Below are 23,863 nucleotides of genomic sequence, written 5' to 3'. Positions count from 1 at the left end.
ATGCCGTTCAGTTAAGGCAACTGTAGGAGCGAGCTTGCTCGCGATGGACTCAAGAGCGCCGCGTTTACCCAGTAAACAAGCGTTATCGTTAACGACCATCGCGAGCAAGCTCGCTCCTACAACGGACCTCATTCGCTTGACTGAACAGCATTACGCCCTGAATGCACCTCGTATCCCGTCCTTCAGCGTCTTGCAATGGCAGGCGGCAGACACTGCGTGTTGCTCCCCGGTTGCAGATACGGCGTGAGTATCGGCGCCATGCCCTTGAGCACTTGCACCGGCAATGCCGAGGTGAACTTGAAGGTTTCGGCAGACCGCCCGGGCACGAATGCGGTCAACGTCCCGAAATGGTTATCGCCAATGTAGAACACGAACGTGGCCGTGCGGTTGATCGATTTCGAGCTCAGAATCCGTCCACCCGAACCGATCGCTTCAATGCGGTTATCCCCGGTCCCGGTCTTGCCGCCCATGGCCAACGGTTTGCCATCTGGCGTGATGAAACTGCCGGAAACCCGTTTCGCCGTCCCCGCGTCCACCACCTGCGACAAGGCCTCGCGCATGGCCGTGGCGACCTCGGACGGCATCACCCGTTTGCCGGCGTCCGGGTTATTGATCAGTTTGGTTTCGTACGGCGTATTCGCTGCGAAGTGCAGGGTGTCGATGCGCAGTGTCGGCATGCGCACGCCGTCGTTGAGGATGGTGCCGATCAGCTCGCCCAGCGCCGCCGGACGGTCGCCGGAACTGCCGATGGCGGTGGCCAGCGATGGCACCAGGTGATCGAACGGGTAGCCGACTTTCTGCCAGCGCGCGTGAATGTCGAGAAACGCCTCGATCTCCAGCATGGTGCGGATACGGCTGTCGCGGGCGCCCTTGTGACGACTCTTGAACAGCCAGCTGTAGACTTCCTGACGCTCGAACTGACTGGCTTTGACGATCTGGCTCCACTTGGCATCCGGGTTGTTCAGCAGGTAGCCCATCAGCCACAAGTCCAGCGGGTGAACCTTGGCGATGAAGCCTTGATCCGGCAAGTCATAGATGCCGGGGCTGTAATTTTCGTAGAGCCGTTGGAGGCGTTCATCCGTGAGTTTTTCGGTCAGCTTGACGCCTGTGAGGTGCGCGCGCACAAAGGCGTTGAAGCTTTCCTGGCTGGCCTGCGGCAGCAGATAACGATGCACGGCGGCGATGCGAATCGGCGTCGGGCGCATGCTGTCGAGGAACGTTTCGAGCCGTGCCTGGGTGTCCTTGTTCTTGTATTTTTTCCAGAACTTGAGCAGGAACGAAGTGCCCTCGCGGTCGGCGAACTCGGCCAGGTATTCCTGGCGCCGGGGATCGCGGTCGTCCACGAGCAGTGCGGCGCTGTTGTTCGGACCGGAGTAGGTGGTATAGCGCACCAGATCACGCATCAGCCGAATGAACGGCAGGTTGATCGATTCGCGCAAGGCATCGCGCAGGGTCGGTATGCGGCCGTTGTCTTCCTTGCGGAAGTTGACGAAGGTGTGCAGCCCGCCACCGGTGAAAAAGGCTTCGCCGGGGCTGGCCGAATACTTGCGGTCCAGCGCGGCGCCGAGCATGGCCGGCAGGTTGCGGTCCTTGTTCTCGATCAGGTAATCGACGGCCCAACGGCTCAGGCGGTCCTGATCCGGGACGTCGACTTTCTTCAATTCCGGTACGGTCATCTCGGCGTACTTGTCGTGCAGCTCGGCGATGATTTGCAGGTAAGTCGTCAACACGCGCATTTTCGCGGTGGAGCCCAATTCCAGCTTGCTGCCTTCGTTGATGTCGAACGGCTGATCGGTGCTGTCGGTCTGCACTCGTACCCGGGAGCCGTCCGGGGTCAGTTCGAACAGCGTGAAGCTGTAACGCACTTGTGTGGTGCTGGTGGGCGTGAGCAGGCGTTCGCCCATCAGGCCGATTTGCGCGGCAAAGGCCGGGTCGGCCAAATGCTTGAGGTATTCGGTGGCCTGGGTTTGCAGGTCGCCTTGCAGGGTGGTGGTAGCCGACAGGTCGAGGCGATCGAGGTCGTACAGCGGCCGATTGAGCAAGCCGCCCAGTCGACTGCGCGCCACGCTGATGCCTTTGTTGGTTTCGATCGGTTGAATGGTCGGCTGGGTCTGCCAGTCGCGGTAGGTCACTTTGCTGGCCAGTGCGGCCGCCGCAAACGGCGCATCGATCACGTTGTTCTGTGCCAGCAGACGAATGTGACTGTCGGTGAGGTCGGCCAGTTCGTCACGGCCCTTGGTCAGGTAGTGGGAAGGGCGACGCTGGGCGATCATCAGCGACAGCATTTCACGCAAGGCCAGACCTTTTTCCGCCATGCTCTTTGGATCCGTGTCGGTGCTGGCCAGCCGTTCATTGGCCTTTTTGAAATCGGCGCCGTACCAGACGCGCAAACCTTCGGCCATGCCATGTACTTCGCCGTGTCCCGGCACGGCCGACAGCGGCACGCTGTTGAGGTAATCGCGCACTACGTTTTTGCGAGCCTCAAGGGTTTCCGGGCCGGCCTGATAGGCGCGCACGGTGGCGGAAATCATCTGGCGGATTTTTTCCCCACCCGACACCGTCAAGCCATCCGGTGAGTGACGGTACTTTTCGAGTTGCGTCGCCAGGGTACTGCCGCCCGCCGACTGGCCGGGCACGTGCAGCAACTTGGCAACCTGCGACCACGCGGCCATGCCGAACCGTGGCCAATCCACGGCGGGGTTGGCCCGGGGTTGACGAGGGTCGAGCAGGAAGCGGTTTTCGATGAACAGCAAACTGTTGACGACCACGGGCGGGATCGCATCAAAGCTTGAATAGAGTTGTTGCGGATATTTGTACTGATACAACGGTGCCGCCCGGCAATCGGTGATCAGCAAGCCGGCCTGGATCTTCTCCGGATAGGGCACGAAAAGACCGTTGTCGCTGTAGTCCATCAGCGCCTTGGAAAATCGGGTCTGGGCCGAGATGACGTAATCACGCTTGAGCAACCGCGGCAGGAATTCACCCAGCGAGCTGTAGCCCAATCGCAGATCGAACGGCCCGGCGCCGGGGTAGTGAATGGCGTCGCTGGGGCCGGGTTGCAAATCATATTTCAGGGTCGCGGCAAATTTGCTGGCTTCACGGGATTGTAGCTTCGAGGTGCGCATTTCCTTGGCGGCAGCCAGACCCACCACAATCGCGATAATCAACAGTAACAACCAGAAGGCGCCCCAGCCGTGTTTCGTGCGACTACGGCGAGGTTTTTCAGGTAAAGGCGCTTCATCCACACGTTCAGTCGGAACCACAGTTTTACTCGAATCGGTTTGCCACAAAGCACCCATAGTCGACTGATCCATTCACGCAGATTGATCGGACTTGTTTGAAGCTTAGTCGGTGGTTGGCGATGGTGAAAAAATTGTGGAGAACCGAATGTCAGTACTGTGGCGAGGGAGCTTGCTCCCGCTGGGCTGCGAAGCAGGCCCGAACCCTGTACCTGCGGTTCGTCTGATTGATTCGGTCTACGGATTTTGCGACTGCTGCGCAGCCGAGCGGGAGCAAGCTCCCTCGCCACAGGGACGAGTGGAGTCTGTTGATTAGAGCCAACAAGCATCCCAGAGGGGGTAATCGCCGATTTTCTCGACCAGTCCTGCCCGAAGAGGATTGGCAATTATGTAGCGAGCGATCGGACGAAGATCTTCGCCATCACGGATTGCCCGGTCGTGATAGCCGGTTTGCCAGAAAGCGTCTTCGCGGTTTAACGCACGGTTGATTGTGAGCGTGCTGCGTGACTTGGTTGCCGGCATGAGTTGCGCCAAAGTGCACTGCTCAAGTTGCACCAACCAATGAAAGTGGTCCGGCATGACGACCCAGGCTATCGAGTTGACCCATTCTTGTTCATGGGCGCGTTTGAGTTCCGCAACGAGCAAACGACCCAATTGCCAATCGGTGAAGATCTGGCGGCGCTGATGCACAACCGCCGTTATGAGATAGGCCCGGCCTTGTTCTGAAACGCGTCCATGGTGTAGCAAGTGCGAGTTTGGTCGTGGATGCATTCCTTTGCTTCCTGGAAATAGTGATTTCCATTCACGCTAGCCACACCTCGACCTACACGACGCCGCAAATACTGAGTGAATATTCCGAAAGTCCTGACAGATCCAGTCAGGAGCACAATTCCTGTGGCGAGGGAGCTTGCTCCCGCTGGGCTGCGAAGCAGACCTAATCCCTGAAGTCTGAATGATTCGGTCTGCAGGTTTGCGCCTGCTGCGCAGTCGAGCGGGAGCAAGCTCCCTCGCCACAAAGGACAGTTTTGGTCTGAAATGGTTGAGTTAGACATCTCGGCGGGTAAATGCTGCCCAGGCAGGGGCATGACGCTGCACCAATACCGTGCAATACTCGGCGCCGTTCTAAATGGCGAAAATCCTACAAAATTCAGATAATCCATCTCCTGAAGTCGCATTTTTATCGAGATGTACGCCTGAATTTTGTGATTTATAGAGTGAAAATCTCTGCCGCCGGCTTTTTATACTGCACGCCCCGCTGATCCTGGAGGTTTTGTCCTGCAGGACGGTTCTGCCCACGAAGCAGGGCCGGTTTCAGGCAAGCATTGGCTTATCGGTCAGCGCTTCGACACTCGGTGGTCATATCCAATAACAAGACGAGGTTGTACCCCTATGCCAGTCGGCAATCACCTGCCCCACGGCGAGACCGCTCAAGGCGGCCCGCTTAAACGCGAACTCGGCGAACGGCATATTCGCTTGATGGCGCTCGGTGCCTGTATCGGCGTCGGCCTGTTCCTCGGTTCGGCCAAAGCCATCGAAATGGCCGGCCCGGCCATCATGCTGTCCTACATCATCGGCGGTCTGGCGATCCTGGTGATCATGCGTGCCCTCGGCGAGATGGCGGTGCACAACCCGGTCGCCGGCTCCTTCAGCCGTTACGCCCAGGATTATCTCGGTCCTTTGGCGGGCTTCCTGACTGGCTGGAATTACTGGTTCCTGTGGCTGGTGACTTGCGTCGCGGAAATCACCGCGGTGGCGGTGTACATGGGCGTCTGGTTCCCCGAAGTACCGCGCTGGATCTGGGCGCTGGCCGCGCTGGTCAGCATGGGCTCGATCAACCTGATCGCGGTGAAAGCCTTCGGTGAATTCGAATTCTGGTTCGCCCTGATCAAGATTGTCACCATCATCGCGATGGTGGTTGGCGGCGTCGGTGTAATCGCGTTCGGTTTCGGTAACGACGGTGTGGCGCTGGGGATTTCCAACCTCTGGGCCCACGGCGGCTTCATGCCCAACGGCGTGCAAGGCGTGTTGATGTCCCTGCAAATGGTGATGTTCGCCTACCTCGGCGTCGAGATGATCGGCCTGACCGCCGGTGAGGCGAAGAATCCGCAGAAAACCATCCCCAACGCGATTGGTTCGGTGTTCTGGCGGATTCTGCTGTTCTACGTCGGCGCGTTGTTCGTGATTCTGTCGATCTACCCGTGGAACGAAATCGGCACCCAGGGCAGCCCGTTCGTGATGACGTTCGAGCGTCTGGGCATCAAGACCGCCGCCGGCATCATCAACTTTGTGGTGATCACCGCGGCGCTGTCGTCTTGCAACGGTGGCATTTTCAGCACCGGGCGCATGCTCTACAGCCTGGCGCAGAATGGCCAGGCCCCGGCCGGTTTCGCCAGGACTTCGAACAACGGCGTGCCGCGTCGCGCGCTGCTGCTGTCGATTTTCGCCTTGCTGCTGGGCGTGCTGCTCAACTACCTGGTGCCTGAGAAAGTTTTCGTCTGGGTGACGGCGATTGCCACCTTCGGTGCTATCTGGACCTGGGTGATGATCCTGCTGGCCCAGCTCAAATTCCGCAAAGGCCTGAGCGCCAGCGAACGGGCCGGCCTGAAATACAGGATGTGGCTGTACCCGGTCAGCTCGTACCTGGCGCTGGCGTTCCTGGTGTTGGTGGTCGGCCTGATGGCGTACTTCCCGGACACCCGCGTGGCGCTGTATGTAGGCCCGGCGTTCCTGGTGTTGCTGACGGTGTTGTTCTACGTGTTCAAGCTGCAACCGACCAATGTGTCGCAAGGTGCGGTGCGCTCAGTTGCGTAAGTTGTAACGCTTGAAATTGTAGGAGCGAGCTTGCTCGCGATGGACTCATAGACGCCGCGGTTACCCAGTAAACACGCGTTATCGTTATCGACCATCGCGAGCAAGCTCGCTCCTACAACACTTGGCCGGGGCCGTTTTTCATTTCAGGTTGCAGCGATCTGTGGTGATTGGGTCAATCGCTTGTTGAACTCCAGCCACGCCCCCAGCAACGCCATCAACCCGGCACCCACCAGTGCGGTGAATACCTGCATGGCAAAGGCATCGTCGGTCATGGCATTGACCATATCGGCCAAGGGCGCCAACAACACGCCGAGGCAGAAAATTTCCAGCGAGTAACGACCCATGCGACAGCATTGCTGCGCCAGCCAGTTTTGCGTCCAGCCGGTATCCGGCAACAGTTTCGCCGTGACGTACGCCAGCGCCAGGAAGTGCAGCAACCGCACCGGCGACAGGTCAGTCTTGCTGATCGGGTACAACAGGTTGCTCAGCCAGCCCGGCATCACCGCGTCGTGAATTTCCGGCCATCTCCACGAGACGGTAATCACGCCGGTGATGACCACGTACATCAACGCACTGATGAACAATGGCTGACGCCGCAGCGGACGAGTCTCGGGTAACCGTGGCCGCTGCCCGTGAGTCGCAGCGGCACCGCCGAGTACAAACAACAGTTGCCAGACGACCGGGTTGAAGTACCACACGCCGTCCTTGATAGCCGCCAGGTTCCAGCCGAACCACGGCGCCAGCAGGTACACCGTCAACGACACCGCCACCACCGCCCGGGCCTTGCGCACCAGCATCGGCAACACCAGCGGCAATCCGGCCAGCAGCACGATGTACAACGGCAGCGGGTCCATGAGGTTCGGTTTGAAGCGCAGCAGCAGTTCATCCACCAAGGCTTGCTGCGGGTTGGTGATGAAATGGTGCATGCCCATTTCCTCCACCAGATCCCGGGTTTCCACGTGGCTGTTGGCGAAGAACACGATGCCCATCAACATCGCCAGCAGGAAAATATGCACCACGTAGAGCACCCAGGCGCGGCGCAGGATCTTCACGCAGGCGATCAGATAACCATCGCGCTGAAGGATTTTGCCGTAGGCCAGGACGGCTGCATAACCGGCCAGAAACACGAAAATTTCGGCGGCGTCGCTGAAACCGAAGTTGCGCGGGGTGATTTGACCGAGGGGGTTGTGGGGCACGTGATCCCAGAAGATGAAGATCAGCGCCAGGCCTCGAAAAAAGTCGATTCGGTGATCGCGTTCAAACGTCATGACAGCGGGCTCGTGAACGGGTGTTGAATTAAGAGTGGACGGAGGCGCCACAGGTTGCGCGCCGCACATTGGCGGCGCGCAGGGTGGCGTGATTCGTGGGCAATTGCAAAACCCCGATATTACTGAATGTCTCAAGTGCCCCGGACAACAGGAATCTGCCCACTGGTCCGGCAGACCGATGGCGCGCAAGAACGACGGCAGACGGCCTCTGTCGAACGGTTACACGACATTGTTCAGGAGCGTGAAACGTGAAGGTTTCGCTGATCGTTCCGGTGTTCAACGAAGAGCAGGCGATCGTCCTGTTCTATCAGGCGGTGCGCCGCGAGTTGAGGCTTGGCGGCAGCGAGGTCGAGATCGTGTTCATCAACGATGGCAGTTCCGATGGCACGGCAGAGCAGGCCAAAGCGCTGGCGCAGGTCGATGATCTTGTGCTGCTGATCAACTTTTCGCGCAACTTCGGCAAGGAGCCGGCTCTGTTCGCCGGTCTGGAATATGCGACCGGCGACGCGGTGATTCCCATGGATGTCGATCTGCAGGACCCGATCAGCGTCATTCCCCTGTTGATTGATGAATGGCAGAAAGGCGCGGACGTGGTGCTCGCCAAGCGCCGCAATCGTGCCGCCGATGGTTACCTGAAACGCCACACCGCATCGCTGTTCTACCATGTGCTGAACCGTATTTCGTACACCCGGATAGAGGAAAACGTTGGCGATTTCCGGCTGATGGATCGCAAGGTGGTCAACGTGATCCGCGCACTGCCCGAGCACCAGTTGTTCATGAAGGGCGTGCTGTCGTGGGCCGGGTTCAACACGGCGGTGGTCGAATACGAGCGAGCCGGGCGGGTGGCCGGTGCCAGCAAGTTCAATGGCTGGAAACTCTGGAACCTGGCCCTCGAAGGCGTGACGTCGTTCAGCACCGTGCCGTTGCGCTTGTGGACGTACATCGGCGGCAGCATTTCGATCTTCGCGGTGCTTTACGCGGTGTACATGGTCCTGGACAAGATTTTCTTCGGCAACAGCGTCCCCGGTTACCCGTCGTTGATGACCGCCATTCTGTTTCTCGGCGGTGTGCAGTTGATCGGCATCGGCATCCTCGGCGAGTACGTCGGGCGGATCTACATCGAAGCCAAGCATCGGCCGCGCTATGTGGTGAGAGACATCGTCGGCGGCAAAGACCGGCTCGGGCTTTAGCATGGGCCGGTTCAGCGATTTTCTCGGCAAAGAACTCGGGCCACGCCAGGTCTGGCTGTTTTTTCTGCTCGCGACGTTGCTGTATGTCGTGCCGCTGATACTCGCGGACTTCCCGTACATCGATGACAACTGGCGTTCGCTGTCGGCCGGCATGGCCTGGGCGGAACAGGGACGCTTGTTTACCCAGCTGTTCTACAACCTGCTGACGTTTGGCAACGCCGCGCCGAACATCTTTCCGTTGCCCCTGTTGATCGCCACGCTGGCCATGGCCTCGGCGTTGACCCGGCTGACGTTTCATTACTCTCCACAGCCGACGATTGCGTGTTGCCTGGTGCCGCTGCCACTTTGGTACAACCCGTTTTTTCTGCAAAACCTGTCTTATCAATATGACGGTCCCGCCATGGCGTTGAGCCTGGTGGCGGTGATCTATGCGATCACTTTTCGTCACCCCTCGCGCAGTTGGCAATGGCTGGTGCCGGCGTTGCTGATTGCACTGGCGCTGGGGCTGTATCAGATCAGCCTGAATGTGTTTCTGGGCTTGTGTTGCCTGGAACTGCTCAGAGGCGCGAATGACCGATTAGCCTGGCCGCAGCTGTGCGGGTTGATCGGCTGGAAACTGGCGCAGGTCACCATGGGCTGGCTGATGTATTGCGTCAGTGCCGTGGCGTTCATGAGTCAGGATCGCGCGTTGTTGTTGAACTGGGCCGCCGCGCCGCTGCTGCAACTGCACGTCAACATCGGCAGAGTGCTGGAAAAAGTCGTGCTGCTGTTTCACGGCGGATTCGCCTGGGTGTTCGCCGCGCTGTTGCTGTGCGCCATTGCCGGTGCTGTTCAAGTGGGACTGCAGGTGCGAGCGCGTCCGGACAGCGGACTGAAGAAAAGCCTGATCGGTCTGTTGTGTCTGCTGACCTTGCCGGTCGTGATGCTGTTGGTGTCGGGTGCCGCGCTGTTTTTCCGCGACTTTAACGAGGGCGCCCGGACCCTGATGGGCTTCGCCGTGCTGCTGGTGCTGTTGTTCTACTTGAGCCACCTGGCGCTGGCGCAGATCCATGAACGGCTGCCGCTGTTGCTGGTGGTGCCATTGCTGGCGATGCTGTCGTTGTCGTTCGCTTACGGCCGGGTGCTGACGGTGCAGAAAGCTTTCACGACCAGTGCGCTGTTGAGCCTTGAGCACGACATTGCGACTCATCGGCAACTGCGCGAGGCCAAGCGGATTTACATGTCGGTGACGTACTCCGATCACTGGTTGCTGGGTGCCGCGGGTTCGTTCAAGCAGATGCCGGTGTTGCACTACCTGCTCAACATCGACTTTTTCATGCTGGCCGAGAACCTGCCGAAAGTGGGCATCACTAACGTGGTCGCGGAGCAGGAGCGTCGCAATGCGACGCGGGTGGGGTATCAGGGGTATCCGGCGCTGCTGGAGCGCCAGTACTACCGGATTTATCTGCTGGGTGATTACGGTTTTATCGTCATGAAGGAACCGGCCCCGATCAAGGCGCTTCGCTGGTGAAGCGCCCCCGTTGGACTCAAGCCGCTGCCATTTCATTCGGCTCAAAACTGTCCGCCCGCGCCATCTGCCACATGCGCGAATAGAACTCGCCATTCACCTCACCGGTGAGCAATTCTCCCGGTTTCAAGAACACATGCAGCTGCGAGAACAGCTTGATCTCGGTCGCCGACATGCGCCGCACCAGGTGCTTGGCCGACAACTGCGACGGATGTTCGAGGCCGGCGGCGGCGAGCATTTCGGCCAATGCCTTGAGGGTGTTGCGGTGGAAGTTGAACACGCGCTGGGCCTTGTCCGGGACGACCAGAGCGCGCTGGCGCAAGGTGTCCTGGGTGGCGACGCCGGTCGGGCATTTGTTGGTGTGGCACGACTGCGACTGGATGCAACCGATGGCGAACATGAAGCCGCGCGCCGAGTTGGCCCAGTCGGCGCCGATGGCCAGCACGCTGGCGATGTCGAAGGCGCTGACGATCTTGCCGCTGGCACCGAGTTTGATTTTGTCCCGCAGGTTCAGGCCCACCAGCGTGTTGTGCACGAACAGCAAACCTTCGCGCATCGGCACGCCGATGTGGTCGGTAAATTCCACAGGCGCCGCACCGGTGCCACCTTCCTTGCCATCGACGACGATGAAGTCCGGGAGGATGCCGGTTTCCAGCATGGCCTTGGCGATGCCCATGAATTCCCATGGATGGCCGAGACAGAACTTGAAGCCCACCGGTTTGCCGCCGGACAGTTCACGCAATTGCTGGATGAAATGCATCAGTTCGATCGGCGTGGAAAACGCACTGTGCCGCGACGGCGAGATGCAGTCTTCGCCCATCAGGATGCCGCGGGTTTCGGCGATTTCCTTGGTGACTTTGTGCTTGGGCAGGATGCCGCCATGGCCGGGCTTGGCGCCCTGGGACATCTTGATTTCGATCATCCGCACCTGCGGCGTCTGCGCTTGTGCGGCGAAGCGTTCCGGATCGAAGCGCCCGTCTGCGGTGCGGCAGCCGAAGTAGCCGCTGCCGAGTTCCCAGGTCAGGTCGCCGCCGTTTTCCCGGTGATAGGCGCTGATGCTGCCTTCACCGGTGTCGTGGGCAAAGTTGCCGAGCTTGGCGCCCTGGTTCAACGCGCGAATGGCGTTGGCGCTGAGGGAGCCGAAACTCATGGCCGAGATGTTGAACACCGATGCCGAATACGGCTGAGTGCACTGCGGGCCACCGACGAGGGTGCGGAAACTGCTCGGATCACTCAACGGTGCCGGGCGCATGGAGTGGCCGATGAATTCGAAACCCGACTGATACACGTCGATCAACGTGCCGAAGGGTTTGTCGGCGCTTTCATTCTTGGCGCGCGAGTAGACCAGTGAACGCTGGGCCCGGGAAAAGGGCAGGGCGTCGCTGTCGGATTCGAGCAGGTACTGGCGGATTTCCGGACGAATGCCTTCCACCAGATAGCGGATGTTGCCGAGGATCGGGTAGTTGCGGCGCACGGCGTGGGGGCTTTGCAGCAGATCGAACAGGCCGATCAGGCTGAGCACGCCGGTGACGGCGGTGATCGGCCAGAGCCAGTCGTGTTCCAGCAAGGGCAGGCTGGCGAGGGTGAAGATCACGCAAGCGGCAAAGAAGGCGTAGCGGCTCAGGAGTGACAGGCTCATACGGTTTCCTTGGGTTCGGACTCGTTTGTGACCACAGAGATCCTTGTAGGAGCCGAGCTTGCTCGCGATGGCGGTCTGTCAGCCAACATCAATGTTGAGTGTGATGGCCCCTTCGCGAGCAAGCTCGGCTCCTACAGAAATGCACTGTGTCAGGCATTTTGGGCCTGGAGAAAAATCGAAAACAGCTCGGACTGGGACTTGATTCCCAGCTTGCTGTACATGTGTTTCTTATGGACTTTCACGGTTTCAACAGAGATTTCCAGCTTACGGGCGATTTCTTTACTGGAGCAACCGCTGAGCATCAAACGCCCGACGTCCAGCTCGCGAGCGGTCAGTTGCGCGCCTTTGAGTTGCTGCACCGAGGCTTCCAGCTGAACCCGCCAGTCACCCTGGACCGGCGCCGGCGCGAGGGCCACGACTTCGTTGATTTCGTAAGGCAGGCGCTGGCGCAACAGGCCGAGCACCCACGGCTGGATCAACGACAGCAAGGCGATCTGCTGACCGCTGAAACGCTGCTTGCTGCCCAGCGACAGGCACAGCGTACGGTCGCCTTCGAGCTGGCAATTGAACTGGATTTCGTCGGCCACCACATTCAGACGAAAGTAGCGCTGGTAATACTCGGTCAGCTCGAAATGCTCCGGCGCCACTTCCGACAGGCGATAGAGCCCGGTGCGCGACTGCTCGCGGCAGGCGATGTAGAACGGGTCGAGCAGGTACAAACCGCGCAGGTAATCCTGGAACAACTGATCGGGGCTGCCGTCCTCGCCCGGGCATTCGGCGAACACTTGCGGGTGCTGATCGGTGCTGAAAAGCAGCGCCACCCAACTGTCGAAGGTCACGTACTGATCCAGCAGGCGCACCAGCTGCGTCCAGAAATTGGGCTTGTCCAGGGCGTCGATCAGTTGCCCGACCGAACGGTGCCAGGTGATGTCGTCTAACGAGAGTGTCATGGGTCTACCCCTATCGGGTTACCCCGGCCGCGTGATTCCCTGGCCGGTTGCTTGCTGCGCATACTGGCGCACAGACACCGGCCGGGCAATCTTTCTGCCGCCCGGCCACTAGAACAAGGACTACCCATGAAGGTCGAACTCGCCCAATTGGCGGGCCGTGACAACGACACGGCTTACAACCTCGAACGTGCGCTGGCGGCGATTGCTGCCTGCGCGGCCGACACGCAGTTGATCATGTTTCCGGAAAGCCATTTGATGGGCTTCCCGTCGGCCGAGACGGTGGCGGCGGTTGCCGAGTCGCTGAACGGCCCCACCGTCAGCGCGATCGTCGCCGCTGCCCGCGAGCGCAACATCGCCGTGGTAATCGGTACGGCCGAGAACGACAACGGTCGCTTTTTCAACACCACGCTGCTGATCACCCCTGAAGGCATCGCGCTGAAATATCGCAAGACGCACCTGTGGGCGTCGGACCGCGGTGTGTACGAGCCGGGTGACCGCTACGCCACGTGCCTGTGGAACGGCGTGCGGGTCGGCCTGCTGATTTGCTATGACATCGAATTCCCGGAAACCGCCCGCGCCCTGGCGCAACTCGGCGCCGAACTGCTGATCGTCACCAACGGCAACATGGACCCGTACGGCCCGACTCACCGCACCGCCATCATGGCCCGCGCCCAGGAAAACCAGGCGTTTGCGCTGATGGTCAACCGGGTGGAAGAGGGTGATGGCGGGTTGTTGTTTGCCGGCGGCAGTGCGCTGGTGAATCCGCTGGGCACGTTGTTGTTTGAGGCCGGGCGGGAGGAAGGGCGGTTTGCGGTTGAACTGGACCTGAATCAGCTGACGGCGGCGCGGCAGGATTATCGGTATCTGGATGATCAGCGGCTGAAGTTGCCGGGGGAGCTCGTCGAACATGCCAGTGGGCTTCGGGAGTTGCTGATTCCTGCGCGCTGATCCGGATGTTGCATTGCTCTGACTGGCCCTATCGCGAGCAGGCTCGCTCCCACATTGGTTTTGTGAACGCCCGAGATCAAATGTGGGAGCGAGCCTGCTCGCGATAGGGCCCTTACAGACGACACACCTGTTTGACCGTTGACCCAAGAATAACAACGCAACACCCGTAATTTGCGCCGAACTCGGCTCTGCCATAAATCCAATAAAATTCGGAGTAGTCGCTCATGGCTCGTTTGCAACGCACCCTCTCATTAGGGTCGGTGGTGCTGTTTGGCATCGCCTACATGACGCCGATCATTGTGCTCGGCACGTTCGGCATCCTCGCTCAATCCACCGCCGGCATGGTGCCGGCCGCGTACCTCGCGGCGCTGGTGGCGATGTTCTTCACCGCCATGAGTTACGGCCGAATGGCCTCGGCATTCCCCGTGGCCGGCTCGGCTTACAGTTATGTGCGCAAGGCGATCAGCCCGAAACTCGGTTTCATCGCCGGTTGGGCAGTGCTGCTCGATTACCTGTTCCTGCCGATGGCGATCTGGCTGATCGGCGCGGCGTACCTCAACTCCGCGTTCCCGGCAGTGCCGCAGTGGGTCTGGGTACTGGCGTTCATCGGCATCACCAGCGCGATCAACATCGTCGGCCTGAAACTGGCCAATGGCATCAACGCCTTGCTGATGCTGGTGCAGTTCCTGGTGCTGATCGCCTTCGTTGCGCTGTGTGTGCACTACGTCGGCGGCGATGCGAGCACGCCGTTGTGGTCGATCAAGCCGTTCTTCAACGGCGACATGCAGATGCCGCTGATCATGAGCGGTGCCGCCATCGCCTGTTACTCGTTCCTCGGTTTCGACGCGGTCAGCACCCTGACCGAAGAAACCCGCGACCCGCGCCGCACCATCCCGCGGGCGATCATGCTGATTACCCTGATCGGCGGGCTGATCTTCGTCGGCGTGTCGTACTTCGTGCAGATCGCGCATCCGTCGTTCCAGTTCGACAGCGTCGACTCGGCGGCCTATGAAATTGCCCGCAATATCGGTGGCGACCTGTTCGTGTCGATCTTTTTGATCGGCCTGATCGTTGGTCAGTTCGCGTCGGGTCTGTCGGCTCAGGCCAGTGGCTCGCGGCTGCTGTATGCCATGGGCCGCGACGGTGTGCTGCCGAAATCGTTTTTCGGCACCTTGCACGAACGCTTCGGCACGCCGATCAACAGCATCCTGTTGTGCGCAGTCGTGGCGTTGCTGGCGCTGAAACTGGACGTCACCACCTCGACCTCGTTCATCAACTTCGGCGCGTTCCTGGCGTTCAGCCTGGTGAACCTGTCGGTGATCTTTCACTACTGGATCGGCGGCGAGAAAAAGGGGTTGCGTGAGTGGGTGCTGTTCCTGATCTTCCCGTTCATCGGTCTGGTGGCGGACTTGTGGCTGATGGTCAGCCTCGATCACCTTGCGATCTATCTGGGGCTGAGCTGGCTGGCGATTGGCGTGGTGTACCTGGCGGTGCTGACGGGCGGATTCCGTCGTCAGCCACCGGAGATGGATTTTCAGGAGGCTACATAACCACCGGACTGGTGAAGAACCCTGTGGGAGCGAGCCCTTGTGGCGAGGGAGCTTGCTCCCGCTGGGTCGCGAAGCGGCCCCAAAAGCTTTGCGACTGCTTCGCCCGGACGCGGATCGGCCGGCGGGAGCAAGCTCCCTCGCCACAAGGGCTCGCTCCCACATTTTGATTGGTGTTCAGGCTGCCGGTTTTGATTGGTGGATCGGCAATTCAACACGGAAAGTGCTGCCCACCCCGACTTCACTCACCACCGAAATATCCCCCCCATGTTTCTTCACGATGCCATAGGACAGGGACAACCCCAGCCCTGTCCCCTGGCCCACCGGCTTGGTGGTGAAGAACGGATCGAAAATTTTCTGCAGGCTGTCCGGCGGGTTGCCGGCGCCGGTGTCGGCGACTTCGATCCATACGGTTTCCCCCTCAGACCCGGTGCGCAGGGTGAGGATGCCGCGTTCCGGGCCGATGGCCTGCGACGCATTGACGATCAGGTTCATGATCACCTGGTTGATTTGCGACGGCAGGCATTCGATGTCGGGCAGGGCCTGATAGTCCTTCACCACATCGGCCTTGTACTTCAGTTCATTGGCCACGATGTTCAGTGTCGATTCGATGCCTTGCTGCAGGTTTGCCCACTGCCACTCCTGGTTGGAGTCCACCCGCGAGAAGTCCTTCAGGTCCTTGACGATCTGCCCGACGCGGCTGATGCCGTCCTTGGACTCCTTGATCAGCAGCGGAATGTCGTCGCGCAGGAACTCCAGCTCGACCCGGTCACGAAGCTGTTTCAAACGCTCGACCAGCTCGCTGGAACCAATCGCCTCTTCCGCGTCTCGATAGGCATCGAGCATTTCCTGCAGCTGTTTGAAATAGCCATCGAGGGTGCCGAGGTTGGAGGAAATGAAGCCGATGGGGTTATTGATTTCATGGGCGACACCCGCCGCCAGTTGCCCCAGTGACGCGAGTTTTTCCGATTGCACCAGTTGCGTTTCAAGCTGTTTGCGCTCGTCGATTTCCCGCTGCAACGCCTCGCTGGCCTGTTTGAATTGGGTCGTGCGCTGGTCCACCAGATGCTCCAGGTGGCTCATCTGCACCAAGGCCCGTTCGGTCATGTCCCATTTGGTCAGCAGCGTGTTGGCCATCTGCTGGACTTCAATGTTGTCGAACGGTTTTTTCAGAATCAGCAGCCGGTCATGGGCCTGTAACCGGTCCAGCAGTTCATCCCACGAATAGTCGGAATACGCGGTGCACACCACCACTTGCAGACGCGGGTCTTCCTGCCACAAATGCTCGATGGTTTGCGCGCCGTCCCAGCCCTCCGGCATGCGCATGTCGACGAAGGCCAGCGCGTAGGGATGGTTTGCCTGCAAGGCGTCCTTGAGTTTGCCCAGGCCCTCTTGCCCGCCATACGCCGAATCCAGCTCGAACAGGGCCCGGGTGGATTTCACTTCACTGCCAAACAGCGCCGCTTCCATCGCGTCCAGCTCGACAGTCGGCACCGGCGTCGGCGTAAGGATCTTGCGGAAATCCTCATGAATGGACGGTGTGTCGTCGATCAGCAGAATGCGCCGGTTCGACTGTTCGCTCATGCTACCTCCGTGACAGGTTTCAGCGGGATCTGCAGGGTGAACTGCGCACCCTTGCCCGGCCCGTCGCTGTGGGCGGTGAGGTGGCCGTTCATTTCGATGGCGGCCAGTGCACAGCTGTGCAGGCCGAAGCCATGACCTTCCTTGCGCGTGGTAAAACCGTGGGCAAAGATGCGCGTCATGTTTTCCGCAGCGATGCCTTCACCGTCATCCTTGACGCTGACTTGCAGCGTCGCGTCGTCGACGATTTTGACCCCCAGGGTCATTTGCCGCGGGCGGTTGCTGAGGTCGGACATGGCGTATTTGGCGTTGCTGATCAGGTTGATCAGGATCAGCAGCAAGCGGTGTTTATCGCCCATGACCTGCGGCACCTCGCCGTACTCCTTGACCACCGTGACGTGATGCCGGGTCAGCGCGCCGGCGTTCATGCGCAGGGCGTCCTCGAGCAATTCGCTGATGTGCAGCGGCTCCATCAGGCTGTTGGCGCCCGCGTAGGATTGCTGGGTGGAGACGATGTCCTTGATGTGGTCGACACTTTTGCTCAACTGCGCGAGTTCGTCGGTCATGCTTTGTTGCTCGAGGGCGATGGCTTCCACCAGTTGATTGAGGTAGCCCGGCAGCAATTTGCCTTTGTCGTCCTGGGTCAGGAAGGTGCCGAGGTCGCCGGGGTGTTCGTTGATCAGTTGCATCGCCTTGCCCAATCCCTGGGCCTTGCTGGCGCGCAGTTTGCGGCTGACCAGATCGGCCGAGATGTTGACGCTGTTAAGCACGTTGCCGACGTTGTGCAGCACATTGGTGGCGATCTCGGCCATGCCGGCCTGGCGTGCGGTGTCGAGCAGTTCGCTCTGGGTGTCCTTGAGTTCGCGGGTGCGTTCTTCCACGCGCAGTTCCAGTTCGTCATTGGCGGTTTTCAGGGCCTTGTTGACGCGATTGATGGTGGTGAAACTGCGCATCAGGTGAATCGCCAGGTACACCAGCAACAGGACCAGCAGCACAGAGAACACCAGCATGTAAAAGTGATAGCGCTGCTCGACCACATCGGCCTGTTGCTGGTCCGTGTTCAACAGGCTGGTGATATCGTCCAGGCGCTCGGCGACGGGAATCGCTTCGATGTTTTCCAGCAAGCGGTTGACCACCGGCTGTTCGCGCAGAATCAGCGAAATGTGGTTGCTTAAAATATCGATCGGGTTGTGAAACTGTTCGGGCAGTCGCAACTTGTTCACCGCCAGTTTGTTCAGTCCGACCAGAATGTCGGCGGCCCTGTCGTCGGAGGTGACCTGGGCGAACGCCAGGCTGCTGAGCAGCAGATCGTAAGTGTCGTTGGCGATGTTCTGCAGTTGCAGTTTATCGCCATCGACCAACCGGGCCAGTTGCTCCTGAATGTCGTCCTCGGCGGTGGGCAGGAACGCCAGTGAGTTGCGCAGCACGGCGTTGTGGGACTTGAACTGCTCCACCAACCGGGTCTTTTCCTGGATGGCGGTCAGGTACGCATCATGGCTGGCGCGCCAGATCGGCGAGTCGTTGCGCCCGTGGTTCGATTCCATGGTGTCAAACCGCTCCCACAACTGCGTTATCTCGGTCAGCGGCGTGACCAGCGGATCGTAGTTGTGGTTGGTGGCGATCCTGGCCTTGAGGATCTCGGTTTCCCATTGCGCGTTCAGCTGTTTGATCCGCCCGATCAGGTCACGGGATTCAGCGTAGGTCGACGTCTCGTTCGAGTTCGATTTCAGGTACAGGAACGCCAGCGTCGAGGCCAGCATCACGGCGACGATGCCCAGCAATGCCAGGTTGCGACGGTTAGACATTTTCATAAAGGCTTGCCTCCCCATTCACCCGTCAACGTCTTGAGGAATTGGATGATCAGGAACTTGTCCTCGGCGGAAGGAATGCGCCCGAGCTGGAACTTGAACATCACGTCCACCGCCTCTTCGAGGGTCTTGGCCGAACCGTCGTGAAAATACGGAGCGGTCACCGCGACATTGCGCAGGCTCGGTACCTTGAACACGTTGCGGTCGTCTTCATCCTTGGTCACCAGATAGCGACCCAGATCGGTCTCGGTCGGGTTGCCGCGAACCTTGAAGTAATCGCCCATGACGCCGAACTTCTGGAACATGTTGCCGCCGATGTTCACGCCCTGGTGGCAGGCGATGCAGCCGTAGTCCTTGAAACGCTGGTAACCGTACTTTTCCTCGAGCGTGAGGATGTCGGTGTCGCCCAGCAGGTATTGATCAAACCGCGAGTTGCTACTGAGCAGCGTACGTTCGTACGTGGCCAGGGCGTTTTGCACATTGTGCATGGTCACGCCGTCCGGGTAGGCGTTGCCGAATGCGCTGTGGTACGCCGGGTCGGCGGACAGCACTTGCACCACATGTTCCCAGTTGCTGCCCATTTCGCTGGGGCTCTGCACCACTGCATGGACCTGGGTTTCCAGAGTGTCGGCGCGGCCGTTCCAGAACTGCCTGAAATTCAGGGTGGCGTTGAACACGCTGGGAGTGTTGATCGTCACTGGCACACCGTTGAAGCCCATGGAAAACGCCTGGGTATCGGCACCACCTTTTTCCAGACGATGGCAACTGGCGCAGGACAGCGTGTTGTTGACCGACAGGCGCGGTTCATTGAACAACTGGCGACCGAGTTCGACCCGCAGCGGGTTTTGTTGTGGCGCCGGGGGCAGCGGTTTAAGCGGTTCATCCAGTGGCGCGGCGCCCGCGCTCAGACAAAATCCGAACAGCGGCACCAGGAGCAGGTGGTGAATGGATGGCGACATCTGATGATTCCTTGGCTAATAGCCCATGTGTCGTTACGCATCGTTCACGTGGCGGTAAATGGAGCAGGCTTCACGGACCACAGATACTGGACGAAGCTGTCCGGTTCCACGGCTTTGCTGAAGTAGTAGCCCTGACCTTCCTCGCATTGATGGGCTCTGAGGAAATTCAGTTGTTCGAGGGTTTCCACGCCCTCGGCGATGATGGTCAGCTTGAGGCTGCGCCCCAGGCTGATGATGGCGCTGACCAGCGCGGCGTCGTTGCTGTCGTTGCTCAAGCCGCGAATGAACGACTGGTCGATTTTCAGCACATCGATCGGAAAGCGCTGCAAGTAACTCAGGCTGGAGTAGCCGGTGCCAAAGTCATCGATGGCCAGACGCACACCCAGCGCCTTGAGCCGGTTCAGGGAATTGACGGTGGTCTCGATGTTTTGCATCAACACGCCTTCGGTGATTTCCAGCTCCAGCAAGGACGGCTCCAGGCCCGTCTGTTCGAGGATCTGTTCGATGCCATCGACAAAATCCTGCTGACGGAAATCGATGGCTGACATGTTCACCGACATGCAGATTTTTGGCAGCCCTCGGGCCTGCCAGGCACACGCTTGTCGGCAGGCCTGGGCCAACACCCATTTGCTCAGCGGGACGATCAGGCCGCTGTCCTCGGCGACCCCGATGAACGCCGATGGATAGACCAGGCCGTGCCCCGGCTTTTGCCAGCGGATCAAGGCCTCGGCACCGACCACCTGGCCACTGCCCAGATCCAGTTTGGGTTGGTAATGCAGGACAAACTCATTGCGCTCCAGCGCCAGGCGAATGCCGGTCTCGATACTTTGCTGATCCCGTGCACGCTGGTTCATTTCGTCGATGAAAAAACTGAAATCGTTCGGACCGCTTTCCTTGATGTTGCGCATCGCGGTTTCGGCTTTCTTGATCAGCTCGATGGCGTCGAAACCGTCATCGGGATAAATGCTGATGCCCAGGCTCGCGGTCACGCTCAGGTCATGCCCGGCGATGTGCAGGGGGGCGCGGATAGCGTTCAAGAGTTTGTCGGCGATGCCCTTTGTCTGCTGGGGGTGGCGGATATCGGCGAGGATCACCACGAATTCGTCGGAGCCGTAGCGAAACACCGAATCGGACTCGCGCACGGTGGCCACCAGATTGCGGCTGACCTGTTTCAACATTTCGTCACCGGCCGGATGGCCGAGTGCATTGTTGATGCGCTTGAAGCGATCAAGCCCCAGAAACATCACCGCCAGTTGCTTGTCATGGCGTCGGGACAACGCCAGCGACTGGTTCAGCCGGTCACCCAGCAACGTGCTGTTGGGCAACTCGGTCAACACGTCGTACTGCAACAAATGAGACACCTTGAGCAATTCGTGAACCCGCGCTTCGATGGTTTGCTCCAGGCTAAGCACCTTCATCGCCGCGTCCTGAGCCATCTGCCATTTCCAAGTCAGGGCGCTGGCCATCTGGCGGATTTCCAGGCTGTCGAAAGGTTTTTTCAGCACCAGCATCTGATCGCCAAACTCCAGCCGTTCGGCCATGGCTTCCCAGGTGTAATCCGAATACGCCGTGCACAAGGCGATTTGCAGGTGCGGATCGGCCTTCCACAGTTGTTCGATGGTTTCCAGCCCGTCCCAGCCGGGCGGCATGCGCATGTCGGTGAACACCAGGGCGTAAGGGTGACCTTCGGCCAATGCGCGTTTTACCAGCTCGAGGGCTTCCTGACCCTGATAGGCCGAGTCGAGCTGGAACGTCTGCCGATCATTCTGCGGCGTGCCGAACAGTGCTGCTTCAGTGCCAGCCAGGCTCTGTTCGTCTTCGGTTTCGGGGCCGAGGATCTTGCGGAAATCCTCATGAATCGAAGGCGTGTCGTCGACGATCAGGATGCGCCGGTTGGTCCGCACGAAAGGCGCTTTCATCCTTTGTCCTCCGTGGATGGCATGATTCTTCCGGCTTTCAGCAACTCGGCGGCCTGCTGGCTGCTGACGGCCTTGCTGAAGTAATAACCCTGGGCGTTCATCGGAGACCCGGTGGCCATCAGTGAACTGCGCTGTTCCTGGGTTTCGACGCCTTCGGCGATGATGCCGATCCCGACGTCCCGAGCGAAGTTGATGATGGCGCGCAAGGTGTTGGCGCTGGACGGATCGCGAGCGGCTGTGTCGATGAAGGCCTGGGCGAGTTTCAGGTGATTGACCTGGTAGGTCTTGAGGTAATCGAACGAGGAATACTCGGTGCCGAAGTCGTCGATGGCGATCTTCACCCCCAGATCACGCAAGCGTGGCAACACGTCGTTGTGGGTCCACTTGGTCTGGGCCAGCGTCGCTTCGGTGACGTCAAACCGCAGGTCCCCGGCGCAGAGTTCCCAGCGCGCGGTGGTGCGCAGCACGTCATAGATCAGTTCGGGGCCACTCTTGAGCTGGGCCAGGGACAGCTTGATCGCAATCACCGGTGGCGCGACACCCTCGTCACGCCACTGGCGCATCTGCCGGCAGGCTCGATCCAGCACCCAATGACCGAGGGCGATGATCGTGCCGGTCTTTTCGGCGGCGGGCAGGAACGCCGGAGCTTCCAGCAAACCACGATCGCGGTGATTCCAGGTGACCTGCGCTTCCATCCCGAGGATCTTGCCGCTGCTCAGGTCCACTTCCGGCCAGTAACGCAGTTCGAGTTCACTGTGTTCGATGGCCTCTCTCAATTCGCTGGCGATGGTCATGCGCTCGACCACCTCCTGATTGATCTCCTCGGAGTGGAAGTGGTACTGGTTGCGGCCCTTTTCCTTGGAGCGATAAAGCGCCATGTCAGCCTGGGTCAACATGCCGTCGGCACTGGTGATGGTCGGGCTGTAACTGCTGATGCCAATGCTGACCGATACCCGTATATCGTTGCCGGCCAGGGAGTAGGGCAGCACCAGCGCATCGCGGACCTTGGTGGCGAGGGCGGCAGAGTGGGTCGGGTCGCTGACGTCCAGTTGCAGGATCGCGAACTCGTCGCCGCCGAGGCGGGCGACCACATCGTTTTCCCGCACGCAGGCCTTGATGCGCCGGGCCACTTCTTGCAGCAACAGGTCGCCCACCGGGTGGCCGAGGGTGTCGTTGATGCGTTTGAAGTGGTCCAGGTCCAGATAAAACATGGCGAACGGTGTCGCGCCGCGACGTGCGGCGGCGAAGGCCTGGTGCAGCCGCTCGATCAGCGTGGCGCGGTTGGCCAGCCCGGTCAGTCCGTCGGTGCGTGCCAGCAGGAAGATTTTCTCCTCGGCTACCTTGCGTTCGGTGACGTCGATGATGATGCCTTCGACTTCCAGCAGGCGGCCTTCGTCGTCGCGTACCGGAATGTAGCGGTTTTCCACCCAGCGCCAGTCACCGTTGCCTGTGCGCATCCGGAATTCGATGGAGGCGCCTGCAGCATGGCGGTCCAGCACCCGGGCCATGGCGGTGTCGACCTTCGGTTGATCCTCGGGATGGATCAACTCGCGGGCCCAATTGGCCGAGGCGACCAGTTTCGCCGCGACATGACCGTATTTGGTGATGTTGTGCGAGATGTACATCAACGGAAACGACGGCTCGCCCCGCAGTCGATACAGGATGGTCGGGCTGTTCTGCACAATGATGTTGGCATCGGACAGTTCCCGGGTGCGCTCCTCCACCGCTTGCTCGAGCAGCGACATCTTCAGCGCCGCATCTTCGGTCATTTGCCACTTGGCGGTCAGCGCGCTGGCCATCTGGCGGATTTCGATGGCATCGAACGGTTTCTTGAGAATCAGCAGACGGTCGCCCAGCTCCAGGCGTTCGTCGATGTCTTCCCAGGAATAGTCGGAGTAGGCCGTGCACAGCGCCACTTGCAGCTTGGGATCGACTTGCCACAGGCGTTCGATGGTTTCCAGGCCGTCCCAGCCCGGTGGCATGCGCATGTCGATGAACGCCATCGCGTAGGGCATGTCGTTGGCCAGGGCCGTTTCGACCTTGTTCAGTGCTTCGAGGCCCTGGAATGCCGAATCGAGTACGAAACGCTGGAGTGTGGCCGTCACCGCTGTGCCGAACAGGGCTTGTTCAGCACTGGTCAGGCTGTCGTCATCGGATGAGGGCGGGCTGAGGATCTTGATGAAGTCCTCATGGATCGAAGCCGTGTCGTCGACGATGAGAATCCGCCGGTTGGTCCGCGCCAGCAGCGTATTCATCGCCATTTCCCTGGACCGGCAGCAGTTTGATGCACAGTGTTCATAAGGGTCATCCTTTTCCCTGACCACCTGGCCGAACGTACAGATTATGGATCCGAGTGAACTGAGCATAGTCGCCCGGAAGCGACTTCGCGCAACTGACTGAAACGAATCATTGCGGTGACGGGGCGAAAATCATCTAGCCTGTAGCTCAGGATCCGGCAATAGGGGATGTTTGCCCGGTTCCCGACATGACGCTGTAC

Annotated in this window: 15 protein-coding genes; 5 read left to right on the top strand and 10 right to left on the bottom strand. The window is 59.9% G+C overall.

Annotated features, from left to right (window positions below):
- Positions 1-182: 182 nt before the first annotated feature.
- The gene (locus tag ACA066_RS23445) at positions 183-3,299 is read right to left on the bottom strand and encodes a transglycosylase domain-containing protein (protein WP_497696827.1); all 3,117 of its coding nucleotides are present in this window, start codon (positions 3,297-3,299) and stop codon (positions 183-185) included.
- A gap of 252 nt (positions 3,300-3,551) precedes the next feature.
- Positions 3,552-4,010: an REP-associated tyrosine transposase gene (locus ACA066_RS23440; protein ID WP_497696826.1), complete on the bottom strand. Its 459-nt coding sequence runs from the start codon at positions 4,008-4,010 to the stop codon at positions 3,552-3,554.
- 618 nt (positions 4,011-4,628) lie between these two features.
- Between ACA066_RS23440 and ACA066_RS23435 the strand changes: the two genes are divergently transcribed.
- Positions 4,629-6,050, top strand: a complete 1,422-nt coding sequence (locus tag ACA066_RS23435; protein WP_497696825.1) for an amino acid permease — start codon at positions 4,629-4,631, stop codon at positions 6,048-6,050.
- Between the two features lie 143 nt (positions 6,051-6,193).
- Here the strand turns inward: ACA066_RS23435 and ACA066_RS23430 are convergent, their stop codons facing one another.
- Positions 6,194-7,318: an OpgC family protein gene (locus tag ACA066_RS23430; RefSeq protein WP_497696824.1), complete on the bottom strand. Its 1,125-nt coding sequence runs from the start codon at positions 7,316-7,318 to the stop codon at positions 6,194-6,196.
- 248 nt (positions 7,319-7,566) lie between these two features.
- On the opposite strand from ACA066_RS23430, the gene ACA066_RS23425 reads away from it, so the two are divergent.
- Together ACA066_RS23425 and ACA066_RS23420 are read left to right on the top strand one after the other, a co-directional pair.
- Positions 7,567-8,508: a glycosyltransferase family 2 protein gene (locus ACA066_RS23425; RefSeq protein ID WP_497696823.1), complete on the top strand. Its 942-nt coding sequence runs from the start codon at positions 7,567-7,569 to the stop codon at positions 8,506-8,508.
- A gap of 1 nt (position 8,509) precedes the next feature.
- The gene (locus tag ACA066_RS23420) at positions 8,510-10,018 is read left to right on the top strand and encodes a glucosyltransferase domain-containing protein (protein ID WP_497696822.1); all 1,509 of its coding nucleotides are present in this window, start codon (positions 8,510-8,512) and stop codon (positions 10,016-10,018) included.
- 16 nt (positions 10,019-10,034) lie between these two features.
- On the opposite strand, the gene ACA066_RS23415 is transcribed toward ACA066_RS23420, so the two are convergent.
- Positions 10,035-11,654, bottom strand: coding sequence for an FMN-binding glutamate synthase family protein (locus tag ACA066_RS23415; RefSeq protein WP_497696821.1), 1,620 nt, complete (start codon positions 11,652-11,654; stop codon positions 10,035-10,037).
- 149 nt (positions 11,655-11,803) lie between these two features.
- Positions 11,804-12,604 carry a helix-turn-helix transcriptional regulator gene (locus ACA066_RS23410; RefSeq protein WP_497696820.1) on the bottom strand — a complete coding sequence of 267 codons (801 nt, stop codon included), beginning with the start codon at positions 12,602-12,604 and terminating at the stop codon, positions 11,804-11,806.
- Between the two features lie 126 nt (positions 12,605-12,730).
- Here ACA066_RS23410 and ACA066_RS23405 point away from each other — a divergent pair, with 126 nt between their 5' ends.
- The gene (locus tag ACA066_RS23405; RefSeq protein WP_497696819.1) at positions 12,731-13,552 is read left to right on the top strand and encodes a carbon-nitrogen hydrolase family protein; all 822 of its coding nucleotides are present in this window, start codon (positions 12,731-12,733) and stop codon (positions 13,550-13,552) included.
- Positions 13,553-13,776: 224 nt separating this feature from the next.
- Positions 13,777-15,102, top strand: a complete 1,326-nt coding sequence (locus ACA066_RS23400; protein WP_497696818.1) for an APC family permease — start codon at positions 13,777-13,779, stop codon at positions 15,100-15,102.
- Positions 15,103-15,276: 174 nt separating this feature from the next.
- On the opposite strand, the gene ACA066_RS23395 is transcribed toward ACA066_RS23400, so the two are convergent.
- The 5 genes from ACA066_RS23395 to ACA066_RS23375 are packed head-to-tail and all read right to left on the bottom strand — an operon-like array spanning position 15,277 to position 23,627.
- Complete coding sequence (locus ACA066_RS23395; RefSeq protein ID WP_497696817.1) at positions 15,277-16,683, bottom strand: ATP-binding protein; 1,407 nt, start codon at positions 16,681-16,683, stop codon at positions 15,277-15,279.
- On the bottom strand, positions 16,680-18,491 hold the full coding sequence (locus ACA066_RS23390) for a DAHL domain-containing sensor histidine kinase (protein ID WP_497696816.1): 1,812 nt from the start codon (positions 18,489-18,491) through the stop codon (positions 16,680-16,682). The genes ACA066_RS23395 and ACA066_RS23390 overlap by 4 nt, the downstream gene beginning before the upstream one ends.
- The gene (locus ACA066_RS23385; RefSeq protein ID WP_497696815.1) at positions 18,488-19,447 is read right to left on the bottom strand and encodes a cytochrome-c peroxidase; all 960 of its coding nucleotides are present in this window, start codon (positions 19,445-19,447) and stop codon (positions 18,488-18,490) included. The genes ACA066_RS23390 and ACA066_RS23385 overlap by 4 nt, the downstream gene beginning before the upstream one ends.
- Before the next feature lie 44 nt (positions 19,448-19,491).
- Positions 19,492-21,366 carry a putative bifunctional diguanylate cyclase/phosphodiesterase gene (locus ACA066_RS23380; RefSeq protein WP_497696814.1) on the bottom strand — a complete coding sequence of 625 codons (1,875 nt, stop codon included), beginning with the start codon at positions 21,364-21,366 and terminating at the stop codon, positions 19,492-19,494.
- A complete protein-coding gene (locus ACA066_RS23375; RefSeq protein WP_497696813.1) occupies positions 21,363-23,627 on the bottom strand; it encodes an EAL domain-containing protein in 2,265 nt (754 codons plus the stop codon). The genes ACA066_RS23380 and ACA066_RS23375 overlap by 4 nt, the downstream gene beginning before the upstream one ends.
- Between the last annotated feature and the right edge of the window lie 236 nt (positions 23,628-23,863).

The organism is Pseudomonas sp. LBUM1651 (assembly GCF_059716135.1).
The sequence above is the reverse complement of the archived record's forward strand: the minus strand, read 5'-3'. Positions and strand labels throughout refer to the sequence as shown.